Source organism: Acaryochloris sp. 'Moss Beach' (genome assembly GCF_021497025.1).
Lineage (GTDB): Bacteria > Cyanobacteriota > Cyanobacteriia > Thermosynechococcales > Thermosynechococcaceae > Acaryochloris > Acaryochloris marina_A.
This window is the reverse complement of sequence record NZ_CP071718.1, coordinates 112,855-133,815: the sequence shown is the minus strand read 5'-3', so window position 1 is coordinate 133,815 and position 20,961 is coordinate 112,855. Positions and strand designations below refer to the sequence as shown.

At 42.5% G+C, this 20,961-nt stretch carries 17 protein-coding genes and 3 pseudogenes; 15 read left to right on the top strand and 5 right to left on the bottom strand.

The genetic code is table 11. The features are described 5' to 3' along the window. The first annotated feature begins 211 nt into the window (after positions 1 to 211). The gene (locus HRE53_RS27180; protein ID WP_235111671.1) at positions 212 to 1,147 is read left to right on the top strand and encodes a M23 family metallopeptidase; all 936 of its coding nucleotides are present in this window, start codon (positions 212 to 214) and stop codon (positions 1,145 to 1,147) included. A 222-nt stretch (positions 1,148 to 1,369) separates the two neighbouring features. On the opposite strand, the gene HRE53_RS35320 is transcribed toward HRE53_RS27180, so the two are convergent. After that, positions 1,370 to 1,570, bottom strand: coding sequence for a transposase (locus HRE53_RS35320; protein ID WP_212667174.1), 201 nt, complete (start codon positions 1,568 to 1,570; stop codon positions 1,370 to 1,372). 99 nt (positions 1,571 to 1,669) lie between these two features. On the opposite strand from HRE53_RS35320, the gene HRE53_RS27175 reads away from it, so the two are divergent. Continuing rightward, complete coding sequence (locus tag HRE53_RS27175; protein WP_235111669.1) at positions 1,670 to 2,500, top strand: AraC family transcriptional regulator; 831 nt, start codon at positions 1,670 to 1,672, stop codon at positions 2,498 to 2,500. A 40-nt stretch (positions 2,501 to 2,540) separates the two neighbouring features. Here HRE53_RS27175 and HRE53_RS27170 read toward each other — a convergent pair whose 3' ends face one another. After that, positions 2,541 to 3,824: a transposase gene (locus HRE53_RS27170; protein ID WP_235111667.1), complete on the bottom strand. Its 1,284-nt coding sequence runs from the start codon at positions 3,822 to 3,824 to the stop codon at positions 2,541 to 2,543. A gap of 90 nt (positions 3,825 to 3,914) precedes the next feature. Between HRE53_RS27170 and HRE53_RS27165 the strand changes: the two genes are divergently transcribed. The 9 genes and pseudogenes from HRE53_RS27165 to HRE53_RS27125 all read left to right on the top strand — a co-directional run. Beyond that, positions 3,915 to 4,868, top strand: a complete 954-nt coding sequence (locus HRE53_RS27165; RefSeq protein ID WP_396133492.1) for an ISL3 family transposase — start codon at positions 3,915 to 3,917, stop codon at positions 4,866 to 4,868. A 155-nt stretch (positions 4,869 to 5,023) separates the two neighbouring features. Continuing rightward, positions 5,024 to 6,443 (top strand): annotated as a pseudogene (locus HRE53_RS27160) (IS4 family transposase). A gap of 24 nt (positions 6,444 to 6,467) precedes the next feature. Further along, a pseudogene (locus HRE53_RS27155) lies at positions 6,468 to 7,784 on the top strand (ISKra4 family transposase); the annotation flags it as partial. 244 nt (positions 7,785 to 8,028) lie between these two features. Further along, entirely contained in the window at positions 8,029 to 9,729 is a 1,701-nt protein-coding gene (locus tag HRE53_RS27150) for a protein kinase domain-containing protein (protein ID WP_235111666.1), read from the top strand. A 224-nt stretch (positions 9,730 to 9,953) separates the two neighbouring features. Beyond that, positions 9,954 to 10,700 (top strand): FHA domain-containing protein, encoded by a 747-nt coding sequence (locus HRE53_RS27145; RefSeq protein ID WP_235111664.1) that lies wholly within the window; start codon positions 9,954 to 9,956, stop codon positions 10,698 to 10,700. Between the two features lie 414 nt (positions 10,701 to 11,114). Continuing rightward, the gene (locus HRE53_RS27140) at positions 11,115 to 11,558 is read left to right on the top strand and encodes a hypothetical protein (protein WP_235111662.1); all 444 of its coding nucleotides are present in this window, start codon (positions 11,115 to 11,117) and stop codon (positions 11,556 to 11,558) included. Between the two features lie 29 nt (positions 11,559 to 11,587). Then, positions 11,588 to 12,013 (top strand): hypothetical protein, encoded by a 426-nt coding sequence (locus HRE53_RS27135; protein WP_235111660.1) that lies wholly within the window; start codon positions 11,588 to 11,590, stop codon positions 12,011 to 12,013. Between the two features lie 11 nt (positions 12,014 to 12,024). Then, positions 12,025 to 14,058 (top strand): LysM peptidoglycan-binding domain-containing protein, encoded by a 2,034-nt coding sequence (locus HRE53_RS27130; RefSeq protein WP_235111658.1) that lies wholly within the window; start codon positions 12,025 to 12,027, stop codon positions 14,056 to 14,058. 105 nt (positions 14,059 to 14,163) lie between these two features. Continuing rightward, a pseudogene (locus HRE53_RS27125) lies at positions 14,164 to 14,597 on the top strand (ISKra4 family transposase); the annotation flags it as partial. A 9-nt stretch (positions 14,598 to 14,606) separates the two neighbouring features. Here the strand turns inward: HRE53_RS27125 and HRE53_RS27120 are convergent. Beyond that, positions 14,607 to 15,959, bottom strand: a complete 1,353-nt coding sequence (locus HRE53_RS27120) for an ISKra4 family transposase (RefSeq protein ID WP_235111657.1) — start codon at positions 15,957 to 15,959, stop codon at positions 14,607 to 14,609. Positions 15,960 to 16,487: 528 nt separating this feature from the next. Here HRE53_RS27120 and HRE53_RS27115 point away from each other — a divergent pair. Continuing rightward, positions 16,488 to 17,213 carry an IS1 family transposase gene (locus HRE53_RS27115; RefSeq protein WP_235111656.1) on the top strand — a complete coding sequence of 242 codons (726 nt, stop codon included), beginning with the start codon at positions 16,488 to 16,490 and terminating at the stop codon, positions 17,211 to 17,213. Continuing rightward, the gene (locus tag HRE53_RS27110; protein WP_235111655.1) at positions 17,126 to 17,590 is read left to right on the top strand and encodes a hypothetical protein; all 465 of its coding nucleotides are present in this window, start codon (positions 17,126 to 17,128) and stop codon (positions 17,588 to 17,590) included. Before HRE53_RS27115 ends, HRE53_RS27110 begins: the two co-directional genes overlap by 88 nt. A 127-nt stretch (positions 17,591 to 17,717) precedes the next feature. On the opposite strand, the gene HRE53_RS27105 is transcribed toward HRE53_RS27110, so the two are convergent. Next, positions 17,718 to 18,134 carry a hypothetical protein gene (locus tag HRE53_RS27105; RefSeq protein ID WP_235111654.1) on the bottom strand — a complete coding sequence of 139 codons (417 nt, stop codon included), beginning with the start codon at positions 18,132 to 18,134 and terminating at the stop codon, positions 17,718 to 17,720. Positions 18,135 to 18,686: 552 nt separating this feature from the next. On the opposite strand from HRE53_RS27105, the gene HRE53_RS27100 reads away from it, so the two are divergent. Further along, positions 18,687 to 18,962, top strand: coding sequence for an RNA-binding protein (locus HRE53_RS27100; protein WP_212666698.1), 276 nt, complete (start codon positions 18,687 to 18,689; stop codon positions 18,960 to 18,962). Between the two features lie 50 nt (positions 18,963 to 19,012). On the opposite strand, the gene HRE53_RS27095 is transcribed toward HRE53_RS27100, so the two are convergent. Next, complete coding sequence (locus HRE53_RS27095; protein ID WP_235111653.1) at positions 19,013 to 19,849, bottom strand: hypothetical protein; 837 nt, start codon at positions 19,847 to 19,849, stop codon at positions 19,013 to 19,015. 141 nt (positions 19,850 to 19,990) lie between these two features. Between HRE53_RS27095 and HRE53_RS27090 the strand changes: the two genes are divergently transcribed. Then, entirely contained in the window at positions 19,991 to 20,794 is an 804-nt protein-coding gene (locus HRE53_RS27090; RefSeq protein ID WP_235111652.1) for a hypothetical protein, read from the top strand. Positions 20,795 to 20,961 lie beyond the last annotated feature (167 nt).

Below are 20,961 nucleotides of genomic sequence, written 5' to 3'. Positions count from 1 at the left end.
ATCCTCAGGCCGGGGAAGATGTCAATTTTATGAATTTTTAGGGCAGACTAAACTCAAGATATTAGTCCTATATAAGGTGATTGCAAGAACACCCTAGCTTTGAGTTTAACTGCTAAATTCCCAGGCTAGATCCATCTTGATTAAGGAAAAACTCTTATCTCAATTCTTGAACATCAGATAGCACCCTCCTTCCCTACATCAGGAGCAGTCCATGTCACAGAGAAAAGCTCCCCTCCCAAAAATTCGGATTGGTGAACTTCTCCTTCAGAAAGGATTCATCAACGCCACTCAACTCAATCAAGCACTAGACTTCCAACGCAATAGCGAATTAAAACTGGGTGAGATTCTCATCCATCAAGGTCTGATTAGTCCTGAGCAGCTGCAACAAGTCTTGAATGAGCAGCGATTGCGTAACTTAGTGACATCAGTATTACTATCAGTTAGCGCATTAACCCCTAACTTACCTCAATTAATTGCCGATAATGGGGGCCAAACTATTGAGGTACATAAAAAAGCCATTCCTACCCAGACACACCTATCCGAGAACGACAGTCAAGAGCAGATTGAACAACAGCACCAAGGAGGAACTCCCATCCAGGCGAGCCTCCCAAAAGCCCAAACCTTATTTGCTTCAGCTAACCCTCTCCCCCAAAAACCTACCGTAGAATTTCCCCTGAGAGGGTTTTGTCATCCCCTGAATGGTGAAGGTTGGTTAAGCCAAGGCATTCGTGGCAGAACTCATCAAGGTCGAATGGAATATGCCTATGATCTAGCAGTGAGCATTGGCACTCCCATCTATGCCATGCGCTCTGGTAAAGTGATCGCGGTGCGGGATAAATACCCCGATACAGGCGGTGGCAAGGAAAATGCGACTCGTTTTAATTTTGTTTGGATAGAGCATGAGGATGGCTACCGTTCTGCCTATGTTCACTTGCAGCAGGGATTTCGGTCAAAAGTGGATCTCAAAGCCGGAGATCATGTTGAAGCAGGTCAACTCATCGGCTACAGTGGCAACTCAGGTTGGAGTTCTGGTCCTCACTTACATGTTGAAGTACAGAAACCCTATCGAAGACAGCGTTTCACCAAAACGGTTCCCTTCTCTATCTCAGGATCTTGCAAAGACGTGCCATTTGCCCAAAAGGGATAGGGTTCGTCACTTGTAAGCCGATGGCTTCCCTCTAGGCAGAATCATATTCCAAATGGGCTTGGTTCAAAAATAGTGAATTTTGGGTTACACTTCCACGACAAAATAAACCATCAATTTTCGATGGCTTGAAGTCTACTTCTTCCCCATCAATTCAGACTATGCTCTTTGGAATCGCTGGAATCCTAGTAGCTCTAACCAGTGAAGATGAGTTAGTGTCCCTATTTATTCGCCACGGCTTTTGAGTCGATCATGCTTGGCATGATCCCTGCGTGAGACGAGAAAGAATATTACTAAACAGCTCTCCTCATTTGGGAAAGCATCACTTTTATCAGCCATATTTCTGAAGTTCTGGAATAGCAGTTCGAGTGCATTAAAGGTACGAATCAGCGAATAGATGGATTCATCAAAATCATAGAAGCTCAATCCTTGAACCAGTAACGATTTTATTCATAGCAGCAATAACAATCAAATTAGCTAGATGAGAAACATGCATACTGTAATCGTGCTAACGCGAAAAGTAATATGGGGCCTGTTGAAAAAGCACTCTGGTTTATTGAAAGCCACTTCAATAAAAAACTAACATTATCGGCTATTGCAAACGCAAGTGATGTCTCTCGCTATCACTTGACACGAGTGTTTGGTATCGCAACGGGATATTCCGTAATGCGGTATGTCCGTAGTCGACGTTTGACTGAAGCCGCCCGTGCGCTCGCTGTTGGTGCTCCTGATATTCTTGCTGTAGCACTCGATGCGGGCTACAGCTCTCATGAAGCTTTTACGCGGGCCTTCTGTGCTCAATTCGGTATCATGCCCAAGCAAGTTCGCGCAAAGCGTCATTTCGACTCAATTCAGATGGTGGAGCCTATTGTAATGAATGAAAATCTGATTGTTAAGCTCGAATCCCCGTACATTACATATGCTGATACTTTCCTCATCGCTGGACTAAGGGATCGTTATACATTTGAAACTAATCACGGCATTCCTCTGCTGTGGCAATGCTTTGGACCCTATATAGGACATATCCCAGGGCAGGTTGGAACAGTGACCTATGGAGTATGTTGCAATAGTGATGGTGCAGGAAACTTTGACTATATTGCCAGTGTAGAAGTTTCCTACTTAGCAGACCTTCCTGATGACTTCAACTACGTACAAATTCCTGCACACAAATACGCTGTGTTTTCTCACCGAAATCATATTTCTACCATTCGTAATACTGTTTATACCATTTGGAATCAATGGTTACCCCAATCAATATACAATCCATCCGAAGCACCGGAGTTCGAGCGCTATGATGAGCGTTTCGATCCTCAACTAGGAACAGGTGTGGTAGAGATTTGGGTACCCATAAATTAAATCTAAATGGGTTCTCCAGGAATTAGGTTAGTGTCCTGATTTATTCACGATGCTTTTTGAAGCGATCATGCTTGGCATGATCCCTACGAGAGACGAGGAAGAAAATCGCTAAACAGCTTTCCTCATTGGGGAAAGCACCAATTTCATCAGCTTTGGTTCGGAATTCCCGGAACAGCCTTTCTAGGGCATTGGAAGTACGAATCAGCGAATGAAGTGATTCATCAAAATCATAGAAACTCAAGGTCAGGGCAAAATCTTTGATAAAGGTTCTGACCGCATCGGGTTCAAGGTCTGTCCATTTCTGTGCAAACACGAGCAACATCACAATCGATTCTTCCCAGTCTGGCGCTTTATAGATAGCATAGGCATCGTGTTTAATTTGTGAATATCGCAGCTTCTTGGCTTCAAAGTGGGACAGTTCTTGTCCTTGAGCATCCAGGTGTGGCAATTGCTCATATCCCAAATGCCGGAGCATCGCTCGAACCTTATGAGTAATGCATCGCTGATGTTGTGCGAGGGGAAACAGAGCACGAATCACCTTAGGCAACCCAGTCGTGCCATCACTGACAATCAATTTCACCGAATAGGGTTGCAATCCCCGTTGCCACAGATGCGCAAAGAACAGTAACCAAGCTACCTCCGATTCTTGCGTCGCCATTTCATCATGAAGCACCGTTTGGGTGCCATCGGGCCACACTGCCATAGCGACTAGAATGACTCGGTCTTCCGCATGACGTAGTTTCCGGATATGCCCAGCTTGGTCTTCCCAAAAGTCTTCTGAGGAACACTGAACACTAGCCCAAACACCATCGACAATCAGAATAGGAGGGGTTTCCTCAAGACGAGTCTGACGGCTTTGAAACATTTGCTTCTGAGCTTTTAGCGTAATTCGGTTAATGGCATTAACGGATAAGACTGCTCCTAGAATCTCATAGAGAGCTTCTTGCAGATCCCGAAGCGATAACCCCATGACGTACAAGCCGAGGCAAAAATCGAGGAGACTACCGAGAGCTCGTTGGTAACGTTCTAAAATCTGCCACTCTCGGTCTGCATTCCCTTTCCGTAGCTTAGGGACAGACAGCTGAGCAATACGGCCGTATTGAGTATCGAGGACCCGTTGATAGTAGCCTGAACGTCGAGGTCGATCCCCTTGAACCTCTGATAGATAAGCTTGAACTTCTTCGTCTAGTGCTGACTCTACTGCGTTCTGGGTGACTCGGTTTGCTTCAAGGCGAAGGGTTGCTTCTAGGGCTTTGTTAATAGAGGCATAGGAACTTTGAGACTGAATACGGATAATCTGCTGCTCGCGTTGGGCAATGTTCATCAAGGAATGCTCTGAATTATCTATTACCAAAGCATTTCAGCTATCTCAGCTCATGGCGAATAAATCGGGACACTAACCAATATTCTGGCCATGGAATTACTCCAAGCTTTATTACCTAGCCCCAACGGGCTCCAATTGAACGACTATGAAATGGATTTAGAACACCAGCATTTGGAAATGAGTGTCATGTCCACCCAAACGGTGGCTCCATGCCCCTTGTGCGGTAGCGTGGCTCATCGAGTGCACAGTCGATATCAACGAACCCTTGCCGACTTGCCCTGCTTGCACTTCAGCTTAAGTTTGCTCGTGCTAGTCTGCAAATTCTTTTGCCCAAATCCGGGGTGTCGCCGTCGTATTTTTACCGAACGCATTCCCGAGGTGGCGGCACCTTGGGCCAGGAAAACCGTACGCCAGGTTCAGCATCTCCAGGAGATTGGGTTAGCCTTAGGCGGTGCTGCTGGTTCTCGTCTAGGCAAGTGTCTGGGCTATTTCAGCTGCGGCAGTACACTACTCAACCACTTAGAGCGCCTTCCCCTCCCTGAGTTCGAGGTTCCAAAAGTGTTAGGGGTAGACGACTTTGCGTTCCGAAAAGGCCACAATTACGGCACAATTTTAGTCAACTTAGAGACTCATCAACCTATTGCCCTGCTAGCAGATCGCAAAGCAGACACATTGGCCGACTGGCTACGAGAGCATCCAGGTATAGAAGTATTATCCCGTGACCGTTCCAAGACATACAAAAGTGCCATGGACAAGGCTGCACCGGAGGCTATACAAGTTGCGGATCGCTTCCATCTCGTCAAAAATCTGAGCGAAGTGCTGGAGCTTGCGTTGGGGAGCTACCATGCGGAACTGAAGGCTGCTGAACAAGCGCAACACCCACGCACTACTGTAGATGAGCAGACTGAAACGGTTGTTGCCATCCCTCAGCCGACTGCGACTGCAGCCGCTCAAGAACGGACTAAGAAACACTATCAACAGCGCGTCCAACAGCAGCGAGAGATCAAAGCACTGCGTGCCCAACGATGGCCAATGGAAGCGTAATATATTTACAATTTATATGTATTCATGCTACGTTCTTTTGAGTGAGGTAGATGGCATGGAGTTTTGAGATGGATTACGAATTACGGGTAGTCGTTGAGAAAGTATCCGTCAGTTCAATGTCACTGACTTAAGAAAGTAGAAAAGGGCTGCAAGTCTTGATAGATATAGAATCAAGACTTGTAATCCATCAATAATCTGCCTTCCACTATGTCTCAGTCAGCCGAAATTCTCAAGCACCAGTTTTCCCAAAGCCTGGGATTGCCCTGGACGGATATTCTTCCTGCTTCAAGGCTGACCGACATCCTAGCAGAGGAATCAATCTCTTATCGCAACCGTGTGTATACGCCCATCGTTACGTTGTGGGCCATGCTCTACCAAGCATTATCTGCAGACAAAAGCTTGCGCAACACAGTCAAATGCATCACCACCTGGCTCACTGCCGCAGGACTCCAACCCCCATCATCAGATACAGGAGCCTACAGTAAAGCCCGAGGAAGATTACCTGAGTCCCTGCTGCAACGGTTAATTCCCGAAACTGCTAATCACATAGAGCAAAGCATTCCCCAAGAACACCACTGGTGTAATCGAACAGTGAAAGTCTATGACGGCACGACAGTGCTGATGGCTGATAGTGCGGCGAACCAAGGGGAGTATCCTCAACATGGCAATCAGGCTCCTGGCTGTGGATTCCCCATTGCCCGTTTAGTGGTGTTTTTTTGCTTAATCACAGGGGCAGTGGTCTCAGCCTGCATTGCCCCCTGGAGCATGAGTGAAATCGTCATCAGTCGGCTGCTTTATGAGGATCTGGAGGTTGATGATGTGGCCATAGCAGATCAAGCCTATGGCAGCTATGTTGATCTAGCCCTGATTCAACAACAAGGAGCCGATGGGGTTTTACATAAACATCATGCCCGTCATACAGACTTCCGTAAAGGACGTAAGAACGGGATAGGAGACCACCAAGTTCAATGGCAAAAGCCCACACGGTGTCCCGCCCACATGAGTGCAACGGAGTTTGCAGAGATTCCCAAAACGTTGACAGTCAGGGAGGTATCGCTACGTCTATCGCGTCGAGGCTTTCGAGACCAGTTCATTATCGTTGTCACGACTTTACTGGATGCTCAGCGCTATAGTGCGAAACAATTGACTCGCTTGTACGGATGGCGATGGCAGGCGGCTGAAGTCAATTTGAGACACCTCAAAACCACCTTAAAGATGGAAATGCTCACGGCAAAGACACCTGAAATGGTGCGCAAGGATATTTGGTCTCATTTGCTAGGCTACAACTTACTGAGAAGTCTCATGGAACAGGCTGCCCCATGGGCAGAATATGACCGCTCTCGACTCTCTTTACAAGGGGCTCGACAACACTTTAATCAGATGCTGGTTTTGTTAGCAACGGCGACACAAGCTATACGTCAACGGTTGTATGCTCATCTGCTTGAAAATATTGCTACTGACCTTCTGCCTGTTCGACCCCATCGACTCGAACCCAGGGTCGTTAAACGAAGACCTAAGCCCTTCCCCAGAATGCGACAACCGCGCTCTGTCCTCAAAGCCAATCTGGCTGCTTGATTAAGCTTATCTCAGTGCCATTGATCCGTCAGTTCTCAAGAGGTCTTAAAACGTGACACTCTTAAAGTCTATGACATTAAGTCACCAGAATCCATTTTAGAGTTAGGTCTGCGTCATGAAGAGCAAATCTCACTGTTAGAAAAGATTCAGAACTCTGTTTTAGCCGTGCAATCAACCTTGATTAAAACAGGCTATGATGTTTGCCCAAGATGTGGGGATAATCTCAAAAAGATGGGATTTACGCCCTCTAAATTTCATGCTGTTTTCAGTGATCATAAAGTCCGCATCCAAAAACACAAATGTCTTAATCCAGACTGTAAATGGCAAAGTACCCCTTCAACGGCCTCTGTCTTTGGCACTTGTATTCACCCAGACTTAGCGAAACTGCAATGTGAGCAAGGGGCGTTGTATAGCTTCCGTAAAGCCGAGACTAATCTGGAGCAGTTGACGGTTCATCGCCGTCCGGTCAATAACCATAACAAAATCAAGCTGCTCACCAATGAAGTGGGGGCAACCTTAGCCCAAGAGAATCTCAAACCATTGGCAACACCCAAAGGTACTGCCATTGCACAAGAGATTACCCTCCAAGTAGATGGGGGGCATATCCCTGACAAAGATAAGGATAAACGTAGCTTTGAAGCGCTCTCTGCTGTTGTTTACCGTCCAGAAAATATTATCGAAGTGGATAGTCATCATCGTCAGATCAAGGATAAAAGCTGTGCCCTCTCAGCCCAAGATGACGAACTAGCGACCATGAAGCTCTTTACGCTCAATGCAGCCCGAAAGCAGGGTATGACGAAAAAGACTAAGGTCACTGCTTTAGCCGATGGTGCTCAAAATTGTTGGTCAGTGATTTTAAGCTTGGCTCCACACTGCAAAAATCTTCTGTGTATATTGGATTGGTTTCATCTTGCTATGCGATTTCAGAATGTCAGAGGGGCGGTAGATGACGCCTTCGAAAAAACCTTAGAGGGAGTGAAGTGGAAATTGTGGCATGGCAAGTCGGATGAGGCGTTGCAGAAATTAGAACTGCTGATGAACAATATTACTGATTCAAAGAAGCGCTCAAAACTGAAGAAGTTATATAACTATCTAGAGAACAATCAAGCCTATCTAGTGAATTATGAAGAGCGCGATAAACAGGGCCTAAGTTACACCAGTCAAGTGGCAGAATCTCATATCGATACGATTATCAATGACCGCTTTAAACGAACTAAGAAAATGCAGTGGACTCATGATGGTGCTCATAATATCTTGCAGATTAGAGGGATGATCACCAGTAATGAATGGGATGAAAACTGGCAAGTACCTGTAATCTCAGCCTTGACAGTAGCTGCATAACGAGCCTATAGCCTGTAGATATATTACGCTTTCAATCAAACTTATCCTGGACTTACATCACCCCAAAACGATAAATTCCAACTAGCGAAGTAAAACTACCAGATCATTATTTCTAAAGCCCACTTGAAAATGTGACATGCTTGTAGGTCTGAATGGGTATGCTTTATCAGTGTGCAACTACTCTTCAGAATACAGTTTATTCTCAATGAGATAACCAACAGAATCTACTCAGATATTTATAGCTATGAGACTTTGCATCAACCCTGCCTGTTCCAATCCTGACAACCCCGACGATGAGTTGTTTTGCCAAGCTTGTAGTACAGAGCTTCTAGTGAAGAACAATTATTACGCTATTAGTGTATTAGGGGAGGGTGGATTTGGAAAAACTTATGAACTACGGGGTAAGGGCGACCGTCAAGTCCTTAAGGTCTTAAAAAAAGCTAGTGATAAAGCCATAGAGCTGTTTAAGCGTGAAGCACAGTTTCTTCAGAAAAATCAGACTCCAGGTATCCCGAAAGCTTTAGCAGGAAGCTATTTCGAACATCCTTGTACAGATGATACTCCACTGCACTGTCTAGTAATGGAGAAGATAAAAGGACAAAATCTAAAGGATTACATCAAAAAGCGAGGTAGGCCTATAGTAGATGATGTTGCTAAGGAATGGTTAGTAGAACTCACTACTATTCTCACTGAGGTACATAAGCAAGGCATTATTCATCGCGATATCAAACCTCAGAATATTATTCGCCAGCCTAATGGAGCGCTCGCACTCATTGACTTCGGGGCTGTTAGCGAGGAAGAATTAACTGATAATAGTGGAACTGAAACAGCCAGTGTAGTAGGTGGTACTGAGACAGGGACAAGAGTTTTTACTAATGCCTATGCAGCACCAGAACAAATTAAAGGTCAAGCCCTTTTTCAGTCAGATATCTACTCATTAGGTAAGACATTTATATACTTGTTAACCAACAAGGAACCAAATGACAAGTCAATGTACGATGCATTTGATGATTGCGTTAATTGGCAGCCCCATGCTCAAGAAGTCTCGGTTGAGCTAGCAAAGCTTATCAACTTGATGACAGCGGCTAAAGCAAAAGACCGACCAACTGATGCGCAAGCATTATTGAAAGAGGTTAACTATCTAGATAAAAAAGTCAAAAAAGGTACAGATATTAGGGTTAACCTGAAAATTGATACCATCGACATAGTCGAATCAAAAATTGGCAGACATCCAAAGATTTCTGTTGATAGGCTAATTAACGTTAACGGCACCTTAAAAAATGAGGTTTCAGAACTTAATGTAGAACTACCTCAAAATTGGGAAGATGGACAGATAATTATCATTGAAGGAGCTGGAAATGCCGGTGAATATGGTGGTAAACCCGGCGATGTTTTAGTAAAACTTAAAGATATTACTGATATTGAAGATGACCTAAACGATTTTAAAGCTGCTGTAGATGCCCTAAACAATACTGAGTTTGATGATGTTATTGATCTCTTGAAAGATACTGATTCGAATAAAGAGGAAGATACCTCTAAAAAGGAAGATACCTCTGGATGTTTGGGTTGCTTGGCAATGGTAATAGGTTTGATCGCTGCAGGAGCTTTTGGTGTAATATCATCTTTAAATTCTGATGATTGGTCGGGAACTACCCCTTCACCTACATCTGAACCTACTGTACCTGTTGGATTCCCGAAAGCATCTTGTGGAAAGGGAGGAACGTCCAATGCAGTTCTTCTAAGACCTGAGGATGGCGATCTCAATACCTTGTTAGATTATGTAAAACAGAATTTTTGTGCAGATGCTTATCTTTTTGATTTTATAGATGAAAGGTACGTTAGGATTGCTGCATTCGGTGATAAACAAGGGGCTGAAGAATTTGCCAATTATATTACCCCATACATTAATTATGATGCTAAAGTTTTTGTTACATCTAGAGAATAATCAAATATATTTAAGCACTATGATTTTATCAAACAACAATTTCAGACATATAGTTCAAATTAGTTAAGAGTACTTCTATATTAAGGATATCTAAAAAAAATTTATTTTTTTTGCCTTTTTTATGTCAGATTCATCACAGAAACAATTAATATTAGCCAGTCAAAAAAATTACACAATTAATTTGTCGATTACGTGATATCGATTCATCTCCATTGCTTGAAGAAATGTTGACAGGTCATCAAAATATATTGAATTTCTCAGAAACAAATTTAAAAATAAAATTTGTAGTTGTTTCAGATTCACTGACACGTTCAAATAAATTTTTAAACTTAGTGTGCGGATATAAAGAATTAAAATCTAACTATGATTTTCAATCGATCAGTCTTGATTCAATATTTAGAAATATCAACTCAAAGACTCAAGATTTTAGTTCTGCATGCTTAATTTTTCGAAATAGCCAAAATCTGAATAGTTCACATCAATCAAAACCTCTTAAAAAGAAACTGGTTATTGGTCGTGACTTGAATAAATTACGACAGCAAGCCATAAATAGTAATTCAGACATATTAGATTTTCCTGAGTATAAAAAGGTTTCTTCCGTACATGCTGAGATTATAATTAAGCCATATTCTAATTCTCAAATCTGGCAAATTATTGACTTAGGTAGCAAGAATAGTACTTATGTAAACGGTGAAAAGTTACTACCTCATTCAAGTAGAGATCTCTATGATGGGGATAAGATTATTCTTGGTTCTCCTTCATCAAGTGAAAAGTATCCAGAGTTTACTTTTAATAATCGTAATGTAGCAAGCAGTTATGAAGGTAACAAAATTGATGATTTGATCAATCAAAGATTATTTATCCTTGTTATTGATCCAAGTAAGTTATTCGATGAAAATTCTCAAGCTTTTATTAAAAGAGTTTCTAAACTAGAAAAAATCTTTCATTCTGATCGTTGGAAACTTAGCTGAAGTTGATGAATTAAAACGGCCTGAATCAAAGAGAAATACAGCTAAGATTCTGGATTGGATCAAAAAAAAGCATCCCAAACTTTCTATTGAATGTGCACTACTAGATTTATCTCTCTTTTCATCAGAAAAAAACGATGCTAATATTCAACACTTAAGACACGAGTTTAAGAAATTCTACAAAATATTGGAGAACTACTCTAACTCTTATACTCAATTTCACAAGGGAATAAATATACGAGATGGTCTCAGAAACGAAATTAGTTGTCTAGAGGAATATATACATGACCAAGAAATTTCAACTCGAGTTAAACTAAAAAAAATAGATGAGAAGCTAGACAACCAAACAATTGATGAATGGAATTGGAAAAAAGCAATCTTCCTTTCGAGAAATAAATGATGATCGGGAAGTATTTAATGAAAAAAGTTAGGCGTGAAATAGACGCAAGTTTTAGTATAATTATAAGTAATAATAGACCTGGAAGTTTACCAAGACAGCTAAAAGAGCTTGTAGATGGTTTCAAGCTTTCAGTCGATGAAAATGGGAATCAAGTCCAAGTACAATTGAAGACGCAACATGATCATTCTGTTCATGATGAGATACTTAGATTTTGCAAAGACAAACTTAATTATTGGGCAGAGCAAGAATGGGAAAAAGTCTTAAATGAGTATGCTGAAGGTGGCTTTAATGGTCTATTAAACCGAACTTTTTCAAATTGTTATTTACCTCCTTCAATATCGGCAAAATCCTTCTTTGATCGGGTGATCGATAAGCCAAACTTTCAAGCTAGCTTAGATACCTCTTTTCTAGAATTAGAAGAGTCTTTCCACTCTTACGAAAAAAATTTCAGAAAACAATAATTTTTTTACAGCTTGGAGTTGAAGGTGCTATGGCTGTAGGCACAGCTTTTTTTAACCCCACAATGGCTGCTTTTCAAGGAGTTCGTTTGTTTTCAAGCTTGATTGGAAGATCTATGGATAAAAATCAGATAGCGCGAGCAGATGCACAACTGCAAAATGTTAGTAACACTCTAAGGCAAAGAACTTATAGTTACTATCAAGGTCTCTCTAGAGCAGTATCAGAGGAAATAAAGCGAGATATATTTGATTCTTTGATGTCATTGAATAGACAGTTCCGAAAAGCTTTAACTAATAGTGATGAACAAGCCATATTTTACTTTAGAGAAATACAGAAATCAGCAAATTACTATACTAAGAGATTAGACTATTTTGAAAGAGAAAAAATATTTTTTGACCGATATCAAATCAATCCTGATGTAATCTTAGTATTTACATTATTGAAATTTTATGGGTAAATATATATGTCTTGGTTAAAAAAATAATATTGACAATGTTATTTCTAATATTAAAAAACACTGGAGAAGCAATTTCCGAGGGTGATTTTGAAGGCGCAGCAAATAGTATTATTGATACCACAACTGAGATTGCTAAGGCCCCAATTACAAGTACTAATGCAGCACTACAAGAGATAGAAATCGATGCTACACCTATTACAAAACCCTTAGAAGAAATCATTGAAATACCATTGGATACGAGTAAGTCTTTCGTAACTGGTGTAGTCAAAACTTCTGACGGTATTTTCGAAGGAGATTTTGAAAAAGCTGGCCAGGGGATAGTTGATATTCATGTTGCTCCCATTGAGGAACAACTTAAAGGATATTCCGAAGCGGCTCATGCAGCAGGCACTGACTTAGAAACGGTTGGAAAGTTTGGTGGTGCAATTGCTGGTGCTATTCTTTATGGAGATCCAGTCTCTGGATCTGCCATTGGATTAGGAGTTGGTCGTCTTGGAGACAAATTAGCTGCGGGCGAAGATTTGAGTCCAGAAGACTTAGTTGAAGTGTCCACAACTGCTGCGGGAGCTTATTTTGGTGGCCCAACTGGGGTGGCTGTCGCACAAGCTGTTTCTGATGGAAAAATTAAACCTGACGAAGCACGAAATATATTAAGCCAACACCTTGGTGGAGAAGAATATGGTCATCTTGCTGGTCCTATTCTAGATGCTGTTGCAGATGGAAAGTTAGATCCACATGATGCCCGTATGGTTTTGATAGAGCAAGTAGCTGGAAAAGAATATAGTCATCTGGCCAATTCTTTTCTAAAGGTAGCAGAAGAAGGCAATTTGGATCCTAATGATGCTAGACAAATCTTAGCTGAACAATTAGCAGGTCAGGAAAATGGACAAATTATAAATTCACTACTGACTGCTACAGCAAATGGAAAATTGGACACGGCTGATGCTCAAAACCTTTTACTAGAACAGATTGGTGATGAGAATCATAGCCAGCTTGCAACTCAAGTACTTACTGCATTAGGCGATGGCAATTTAGATGTGAGTAACGCGCGTCTTATCGTGCTTCAGCAAATAGAGACGGAGCAAACGGGCAAGATTTTTAACGTTCTCGCAAATGCAACAGAGAATGGAACTATTGATGTCGAAGATGCCCAAAGATTGTTATCTCAGCAATTGGGAGATGAACAGTATTCAAACTTGAGCAGCCAGGTTTTACAAGCTGTGCAAACCCAAGGTCTTGATACTACTGATGCCCATGAGCTTTTTATGCAACAGCTAAATAATATTCAACACCGAGAGATTGCAGAAAGTATCCTACAATCAGCAGCTAACGGTCACCTTGATGCTCATACTGCTACAGAGTTACTGACTAATCAATTAGAATCAGATGCTTATCAAGTCGTTGGAAATCGTATTTTTCAAGCCCTTACTGATGAAGAAGTTAGTGTAAATGATGCTCGAGAAATTTTATTCGAGAAAATCTCTGATCATGATTATGATCAGCTCGCTAGTACTCTTGAACAGATGGTTGATAGGGGCTATATAAATACTTCCACCTCCCAATCTATTCTAGAACAACAATCACAGCTCAACGATATAGACCAAATTGGTAATTCTGCTTTTAGCCTGCCAACCGAAATGACTTCGAATAACTTGGATATCACAGTTAATGTTGTAAGTAAAGATGATCTCTTAAACCCATATACAGTGGAAGATGGGGACAGTCTTTGGGGGATTGCAGAACAAGTCTACGGTGATGGTAATCAGTGGACTCAAGTTTACTCTTCCAATAGTCATATTATTGGTTCTGATCCAGATTTGATTCATCCAGGTCAAGAATTTGTTTTACCAAATATTGATACTGAGGATGTTCTATTATCACACCAAGAAACATCAATTGTAGAAACTAAATTTGAAGATAATCTTGATGATTCTAGTTTAGATAATTGTGAAGAAAGCGTTTATCCTATAGAACAAGATTCTATTTTCAGTGATATCAATTTAGAGGATGATGCCTGGCACTCCCATGATACCTTCGAAAGCTAGAAGTGGGAAAGTTTCAGTACTAAGTATCCAAGGAAGCGTAAGTATATTGCAGATTGAATAAATTGATGATAAACGCCCTTCTGAAAGTATTTAGAGAGTTATCCGTTGGAGTACAAATTACGAGTCATTGTTGAGAAGGAAGAAGTAGTCCAGCGTTATACTCTCAAAGTTTACGACATTGCTCTTCCAGCATCGATTAAAGAATTAGGTCTGCGTCACGAAGAACAAATATCGCTTCTAGAAAAAGTCCAGAATTCACTCTTAGCTGCCCAATCAAAACTGATTGACACTGGCTATGGCACATACTCTAAATGTGGCCAAAAACTTCATAAATGAGGATTTACTAAGTCAAAATTCCATGCTGTTTTTACAGACCACAAAGTTGGTATTCAAAAACACAAGTTCACGAATCCCGAATGTAACTGGCAAAGTACCCCTTCAACGGCCTCTGTATCACCTCAATCTACCCAGATTTAGCGAAATTGCAATGTGAACAAGGGGCCATGTACAGCTGTAAGCGTAAATATCACGTATTAGAAAGCTAATTCTCAAGCAGCTTTTTCTTCTTCAAGGAGAACCAAATCAAGCCACTTATCACTCCATTCATTACTGATCATACTGGCTCTGATTTGCAAGACATTATGGGCACCATCCCGAGTCCATTGCATCTTCTGCTTCTTTTTATGGCGAGCATTAATGATGGTGTCAATATGAGATTCAGCAACTTGACTGGTATAAGCTAACCCTGCTTTATTTCGCTGTTCATAATTGACGAGATAGTCACGGTTATTCTTCAAGTAGTCGTGTAAGCTCTTAAGCTTTGTTTGCTTCTTCTCATCTGAGATGTTGTCTCGAAGCAACGCAATCTTCTGCAGAGCATCATCTACTTTGCCATGCCATAAACTCCACTTTGCACTATCAAGGGAATCTGTGAAGGTTTCCCCCAGTGCATTGCTGACATTCTGGAATTTCTTGCCAATGTGAAACCAGTCCAAAATGAGGTCTAAGGTTTTGCAATGGGGTTCAAGGGCTAAAATAACGGACCAACAGTTGTGTGCTCCATCGGCCAAAGCGGTAATCTTTGTCTCTTGGGTCATCCCTTGTTTGAGGGCTGCATGATGCAGATAGGTCTTGATGGTTTGCAACTCATCCTCTAAAGCGGAAACAACACAGGTCTTTTCAGTAATTTGGCGATGATGTTTATCGACTACTTCAAAAGCACTGGGACGATAGACAATGCCAGATAGGGCTTCAAAACTGCGTTTGTCTTTATCTTTAGTCGGGATATGCCCGCCATCGACTTGAGCAATGAGTTCTGCTGCAGGGGTGGGTAACTCTTCTTTCTGTGGAGGGATAGTGTTCGCTTGAGATAAGCGCTCACCGACTTGATTGGTTACGTTTTTGATTTGGACATGATTATTCACACTCCGGCGTTGAGTGTTCAGGCGTTCCATATTATCCTGGGCTTCTCGATAGCTATGTAGGGCACCATTCTCACACTGCAGTTTCACTAAGTCAGGGTGAGTATCCGTGCCAAAGACACTGATCGTTGTTGGCGTACTTTGCCACCGACACTCTGGATTCTTACACCGATGCTTTTGAATACGGAGCTTATGGTCGCTGAAGACGGCATGGAAAGTAGATGACATGAAACCAAGCTTTCCGAGTTTCTCGCCACATTTAGTACACTGCTTTAGACCGATGTCGATGAGGGTAGATTGTTCAGCTAACAGTGCGCTTTGGACTTTGGAAAGTAGAGAGATTTGTTCTTCATGGCGCAATCCTAGATCTAGAATAGATTTAGGTTGCTTAATGTCATAGATTTTTAGAGTGTCTCGTTTAACGACTTCCTGGCTGGTGACAGAGACTTTCTCGACTATTACTCTAAATTCGTAATCCATCTACCACCGCTGCTCTCTAACCTCTACAAGAATTAGAGTATCACGGAAAACTATATTAATACGCGATATTTACGCTTACTGAAGCGTATATGCTCAAAGTTATAGGCGCTTCTATTCCTTTACAGTCTAGCCTTTCAGAGGCTTGATTTTCTTGCGCTTACCCTGGGATCTATAGTCTCAAGTTTTATTAGTCTTTAGACCTAAAATGAGATAGGTAATTGGTACCATTACTGAGCAATATTTACCTTTGAAGTAACACAGTACTAATATTCTGTTGACACGAAGCGATTCTATATTATCAGCATGAAATGCTGAGTTCATTTCCTGAAATACTTTCAGCATTTCAGTCTTTTCGATAGGTAGGAAGTGTAACCCAATTTCACATGGTTGAAACAGGCCGAAATTGAAAATATCAAAAAGAGGCCCAATTCCGTCTGGGGTAGTTAGGTGAGATTATCTCAGCCCCTCTAGCTAAGGGAGGCTCGAAAAAGGTATTGCTGAAGGGAGTTATTGAGCCAAGATACTCCCATGGAAGAGAAAAAAAGGCCATTACTTTCAGAGCTAGCTTGCGTGAACTCTAACTGTGAAAGCTATGGTCAAGCGGGCCTTGAGAATTTAACAGTACGTAAAGTCTACGGACAAGATCGAATACGGTATCTGCGCTGTCATAGCTGTGGAGCAGAGTTCAGTGAACGCAAGAACACTGCCTTTTGGAATACAAAAATCCCTGAATCTCGAGCAATAGAAGTAGGTCGTCAAATTGCAGAAGGAACGTCTATCAAAGGAACATCACGTCTGACCTCCACCCATCCGGATACGGTGAAACGTTTGACCCTCAAGTTTGGTCAGCATGCCCAGGACTTTCATGAGCAGGAAGCTCAGCAACTGGATATCGACATACTAGAGATGGACGAACGTCATGGATACGTCGCCAGCAAAAAGCAGCAGTGTTGGGATGCGGTATCCATTGATGCCGCCAGTAAATTCATTGTCCACGTGGCCGTTGGTCCCCGTAACACAGACCTGATAGAAAGGCTGATGCAAGGCAGTCACAGACGACTAGCTCATCCCCAAGACCTGGTGCTGATGACCGATGGAGAAGCGAGTTATCGCACTCTCTTTCCGGTCATCTTCGGGGTGTCTTACCTCCCCCCCGTCAAAGCACGATGGGTCGACCTCCCAACCCCAAGTATCGGATTCCTCGAACCCTTGCCCACGTCCAAGTCATCAAGCATCGTCAGGGACAAAAGTTAGAAGCCGTAGAGGTGAGCAAAGCTCATGGGAGCTGGCAACGGATCAATCAAGCGCTAGATGAAATAGGGTACAACATTCCCAACACCTCAACTGTGGAGCGTTTCAATGGCACTGCACGACGGATGAATGCTCATCAAGTCAGACGCTCACTTGCTTTCGCTCATCGCAGTAATACTCGTCAGGCCGTTGCTTGGTGGAGTGCTACAGTTTACAACTGGGTGAGAGTGCATCGCAGTTTACGAACTCCTCTAGAAGTAACCGAGGGTAAAAAGCGCTTTCAACAGAGAACTCCTGCCATGGCAGTTGGATTAACTGAACACATTTGGACCGAAGCTCAGATCCTCAGAGCACCGGTTTATATAGCTTCTCAAGAATAGGGGGCTGAGATAATCTCACCTAACTACCCCGTCTGGGAAGTCATATCCAAACAGAACTGGGCCTCTTAAGAAGAATCTATCTTAACGCTTCTAAATTAGTGTTTGCCAGCAATATAGTTAACGAGATTTAATCATCATTTCGATTTCTGCGATTGAGCCACCGGTCAAGCTTCTCTTGATAATCGCCGCGCTTGTCGCCTCTACGCCAGTCTCTATCATCATTGCGATCCTTACGATTTTCCCATCGATCTTTGCGATTCTCCCATCGTTTACGATTGCGCCAACGACGATCTCTACGATTTTCCCGTCGGCGGTGATTTTCCCACCTGTCGTGACGCCCCCGATCATCTCTTCTACAGTAAGTTCGGCCATATCGCCGCCAACAGATGCGCTTGCCCTGTCGTCTATCAACTATGAGGCTCTGATTATCTTCCAGTTTTTGCAGTGTATTTACTTGGCTTGAAATTGCTGCTTGGGCGGGCGAAAGGATAGCCGTTGACCCTAACATTAACGCAGCAGCCAACACTACAGAGAATTTAGCCATTGCCTTTCCCTCAGTTATATTAGTTACTCTCAATTGTGAGATTAGTCTTTAAAAGCCCAGCATGTCAGGCGAATAGTTTTATCAATAAAGGGAAAAAAAATTCTATTTAAGTAGAAGAATGTGGAACTTACAGTCGTGGATTAAATAATCTCCAGAATTATGCCACTTGAGGTTTAGCGGTATCGTTCCATTGTTGCAAGTAAGTACCACCCGTAAATTTTTCCGGGTTGGATTAACCAGTCTCAGTTTTGGAGGCTTTACAATCGTCATTGAGCAAGCAGCTGACCATTTTTTGCTATTAGGCTCAGCCCATGCCGGATTGCACCACCATAAAATATTCGACCCATATCTTATGTAGACCAAAACACATTAAAATCTGCTTGCCTTTTCCAACGACTAGTACACCAGGCATAGCTGTGGTTTTAAGCATATGTAGGCCAACTGAGTGTCGCTACCCTCCAATTCTGAGATCTCTATGAAGATTGCTTTTACTCTCAAAAGAAGAAATAGGGATCGGGTAGCATAATCATGATTAATCTTGGATATCACCTCATGTCGATTTACGTTGGTAACCTCTCTTATGACGTTACAGAGCAAGACCTAAATACCACTTTTGCCGAATATGGAACCGTAAAAAGTGCCAAGCTTCCCACTGACAGAGAAACAGGGCGCAAGCGTGGATTTGCCTTTGTCGAAATGGGTGATGATGCTGAGGAAGCCAAAGCTATTGAAGAACTTGACGGTGCTGAATGGATGGGACGTACCCTGAAAGTGAATAAAGCAAAGCCCCGTGAGAATAGAGGTGGTGGTGGTGGTAACCGCTGGTAGAAATTCTTTGTATTAAATGGATTGAAACTCATAGCTCTAAAACAATTGAGCTATGGGGTTGCCAGGTTAGAATTCTTCTCTTCACTCACAACAGCCTCCACACCCACGATCGTGACCGTGATTCCCTCCCTCTGACATTCATACTGATACAGCTTCCCACCTTCCAACTTCTCTAGACATGCCTCTTTCACTAGCGGAGAATGTTGAAGGATGCGCCTGCTCTGATCGCATTTCTGATCTCGCTGTACCAACACCCTCTGATTCCCTGAATTCCACACCCCAATCATCACCCAGTCTTCAGCGTTCTCAGGGGTCGGTTCAGCAGTGCCACAAAACTGCAAGAAAACAATTTGACCATCAATGATTTGAGGGTAGCATTTCACCATCAAAGGAATATCCAATGACGCTCCTATCTTTTTTCTGAACCGATTCTTTACCCTCAAAGGGAGCTGATGACCATCCACCTCTATGAAATAGACTGGCCGTTCTCCCTCTACTTCCGCTTCCTGAACTCGGATGATTCCCGGTAGCCTGCACCAAGCCCGGTGGGTGCCATTGCCGGAGAGCAAGCGTGATTTACGGCTGCGATTATCTCGCGATTTAGATTTAGCCTGAGAAGTCTTTGTGGCCTGCTGTTGTTGGGTGGTTGCTTTGGGTTTTCCCTTGGCCTGATCCTGGTCTGTGGATTGACCATTGGTACTAGCCTGAGAGGCTTTTGGTATTTCTTTTGATGGTGCTTTGGCAGAACCTGTTGTGAGTTGTTCTATCTGGAGCTGAGATTCGAGTTTCGCAATCGTCCGTTTTAGGAGAAGGGCAGCAGTGTCATTGTTGCAATGCTCAAGCTGAACTTTGAGTTGGTTGAGCTTGTCGATAGTTGCAGAGGGCATAGGAAACCTCACTAGGGACAGACTTGCAGCCATTCTAATGTAGAGAAGTGAGATTTGGGGATTTTGCCGTAATGCTGGCTAGACAAAACTAACCTATAGCGTTCTCTGTTTTACTAGAACTACACCGAGATGAAAGAACCTATGGCCGCTGACAACAAATACTCCGAAGTACTCCTTGAGTTAAAAACCCACTACCAGGAGACACTGGCTGAACTTGAAGCCCAAACGAATCAACTCAAGACTAAACTCACGTCTCTAGATACGTTGATTGAAGATCCTTTATTGGGCACAGACATCCTTTCATTTCTTCAAGGAGAAGCAGACTTACTACCCCCAGCAGAACCAACCCCAGACGCCAAAGCCGCTGACACAGTAGAGCCTAAAGCTGAACCTAAACCTAAGAAAACTACTCAAAAAGCTGCTTCAAAGAAGAAATCTGCAACTCCCAAGAAGCCAGCTTCAACCGCAAAGACAAAGGGAACAGTAGAACCCAAAGCTGAAGCTACCCCAAAAAAAGCTGCTCAAAAAGCTTCACCCTCATCCGGGAAGAGAAAATCTACAATTCCCAAAAAAGCTGCATCTCAGACAGCGGAGAAGAAGAAAAGTCAGAAGAAAACAAGCGGCTCTTCATCCAGCGTTCTGACAATGAACAAGCCTTATGACCAGATGACCAAGATTGATGCAATCACACAGATCATGCACGAGAATCCTGGAAAAGTCATGCATACCGATGATTTGATCTTTATTATCTTTGGTGAACTGAGTCCAGAACAACTTAAAGCTGAGCGAAATCGGATGTACAAAACCATGTATGACGGAACAAAGCAGAACCGATGGATTAAATCCCCTAATGTACCCATGAGTTATATCTTTGAAGAAAATTTACAGGTTAAATCTGAGGAACTTAAAACAGCTAAGACTCAGAAATCTCCTAAGAAAACCTGAAAAACAACGTTCAGTTAACTCAAAATAACTGTATATCTGGGGATAATCTTAAGAATTCAGTTCTAGGTTGGACTCAGAATCATTAAAATCGCGAGTCACTGAGTTTTCTTATATCAATTATGATCACAATATCTAGAACAGGCTAATACGCCAGCATCTTGCAAATA

Coding starts and splice junctions, on each gene's coding strand:
- HRE53_RS27180 (WP_235111671.1), top strand. CDS start 212: ATGTCACAGAGAAAAGCTCCCCTCCCAAAAATTCGGATTGGTGAACTT.
- HRE53_RS27175 (WP_235111669.1), top strand. CDS start 1,670: ATGGGGCCTGTTGAAAAAGCACTCTGGTTTATTGAAAGCCACTTCAAT.
- HRE53_RS27170 (WP_235111667.1), bottom strand. CDS start 3,824: ATGAACATTGCCCAACGCGAGCAGCAGATTATCCGTATTCAGTCTCAA.
- HRE53_RS27165 (WP_396133492.1), top strand. CDS start 3,915: ATGGAATTACTCCAAGCTTTATTACCTAGCCCCAACGGGCTCCAATTG.
- HRE53_RS27150 (WP_235111666.1), top strand. CDS start 8,029: ATGAGACTTTGCATCAACCCTGCCTGTTCCAATCCTGACAACCCCGAC.
- HRE53_RS27145 (WP_235111664.1), top strand. CDS start 9,954: ATGTTGACAGGTCATCAAAATATATTGAATTTCTCAGAAACAAATTTA.
- HRE53_RS27140 (WP_235111662.1), top strand. CDS start 11,115: ATGAAAAAAGTTAGGCGTGAAATAGACGCAAGTTTTAGTATAATTATA.
- HRE53_RS27135 (WP_235111660.1), top strand. CDS start 11,588: ATGGCTGTAGGCACAGCTTTTTTTAACCCCACAATGGCTGCTTTTCAA.
- HRE53_RS27120 (WP_235111657.1), bottom strand. CDS start 15,959: ATGGATTACGAATTTAGAGTAATAGTCGAGAAAGTCTCTGTCACCAGC.
- HRE53_RS27115 (WP_235111656.1), top strand. CDS start 16,488: ATGGAAGAGAAAAAAAGGCCATTACTTTCAGAGCTAGCTTGCGTGAAC.
- HRE53_RS27110 (WP_235111655.1), top strand. CDS start 17,126: ATGGGTCGACCTCCCAACCCCAAGTATCGGATTCCTCGAACCCTTGCC.
- HRE53_RS27105 (WP_235111654.1), bottom strand. CDS start 18,134: ATGGCTAAATTCTCTGTAGTGTTGGCTGCTGCGTTAATGTTAGGGTCA.
- HRE53_RS27100 (WP_212666698.1), top strand. CDS start 18,687: ATGTCGATTTACGTTGGTAACCTCTCTTATGACGTTACAGAGCAAGAC.
- HRE53_RS27095 (WP_235111653.1), bottom strand. CDS start 19,849: ATGCCCTCTGCAACTATCGACAAGCTCAACCAACTCAAAGTTCAGCTT.
- HRE53_RS27090 (WP_235111652.1), top strand. CDS start 19,991: ATGGCCGCTGACAACAAATACTCCGAAGTACTCCTTGAGTTAAAAACC.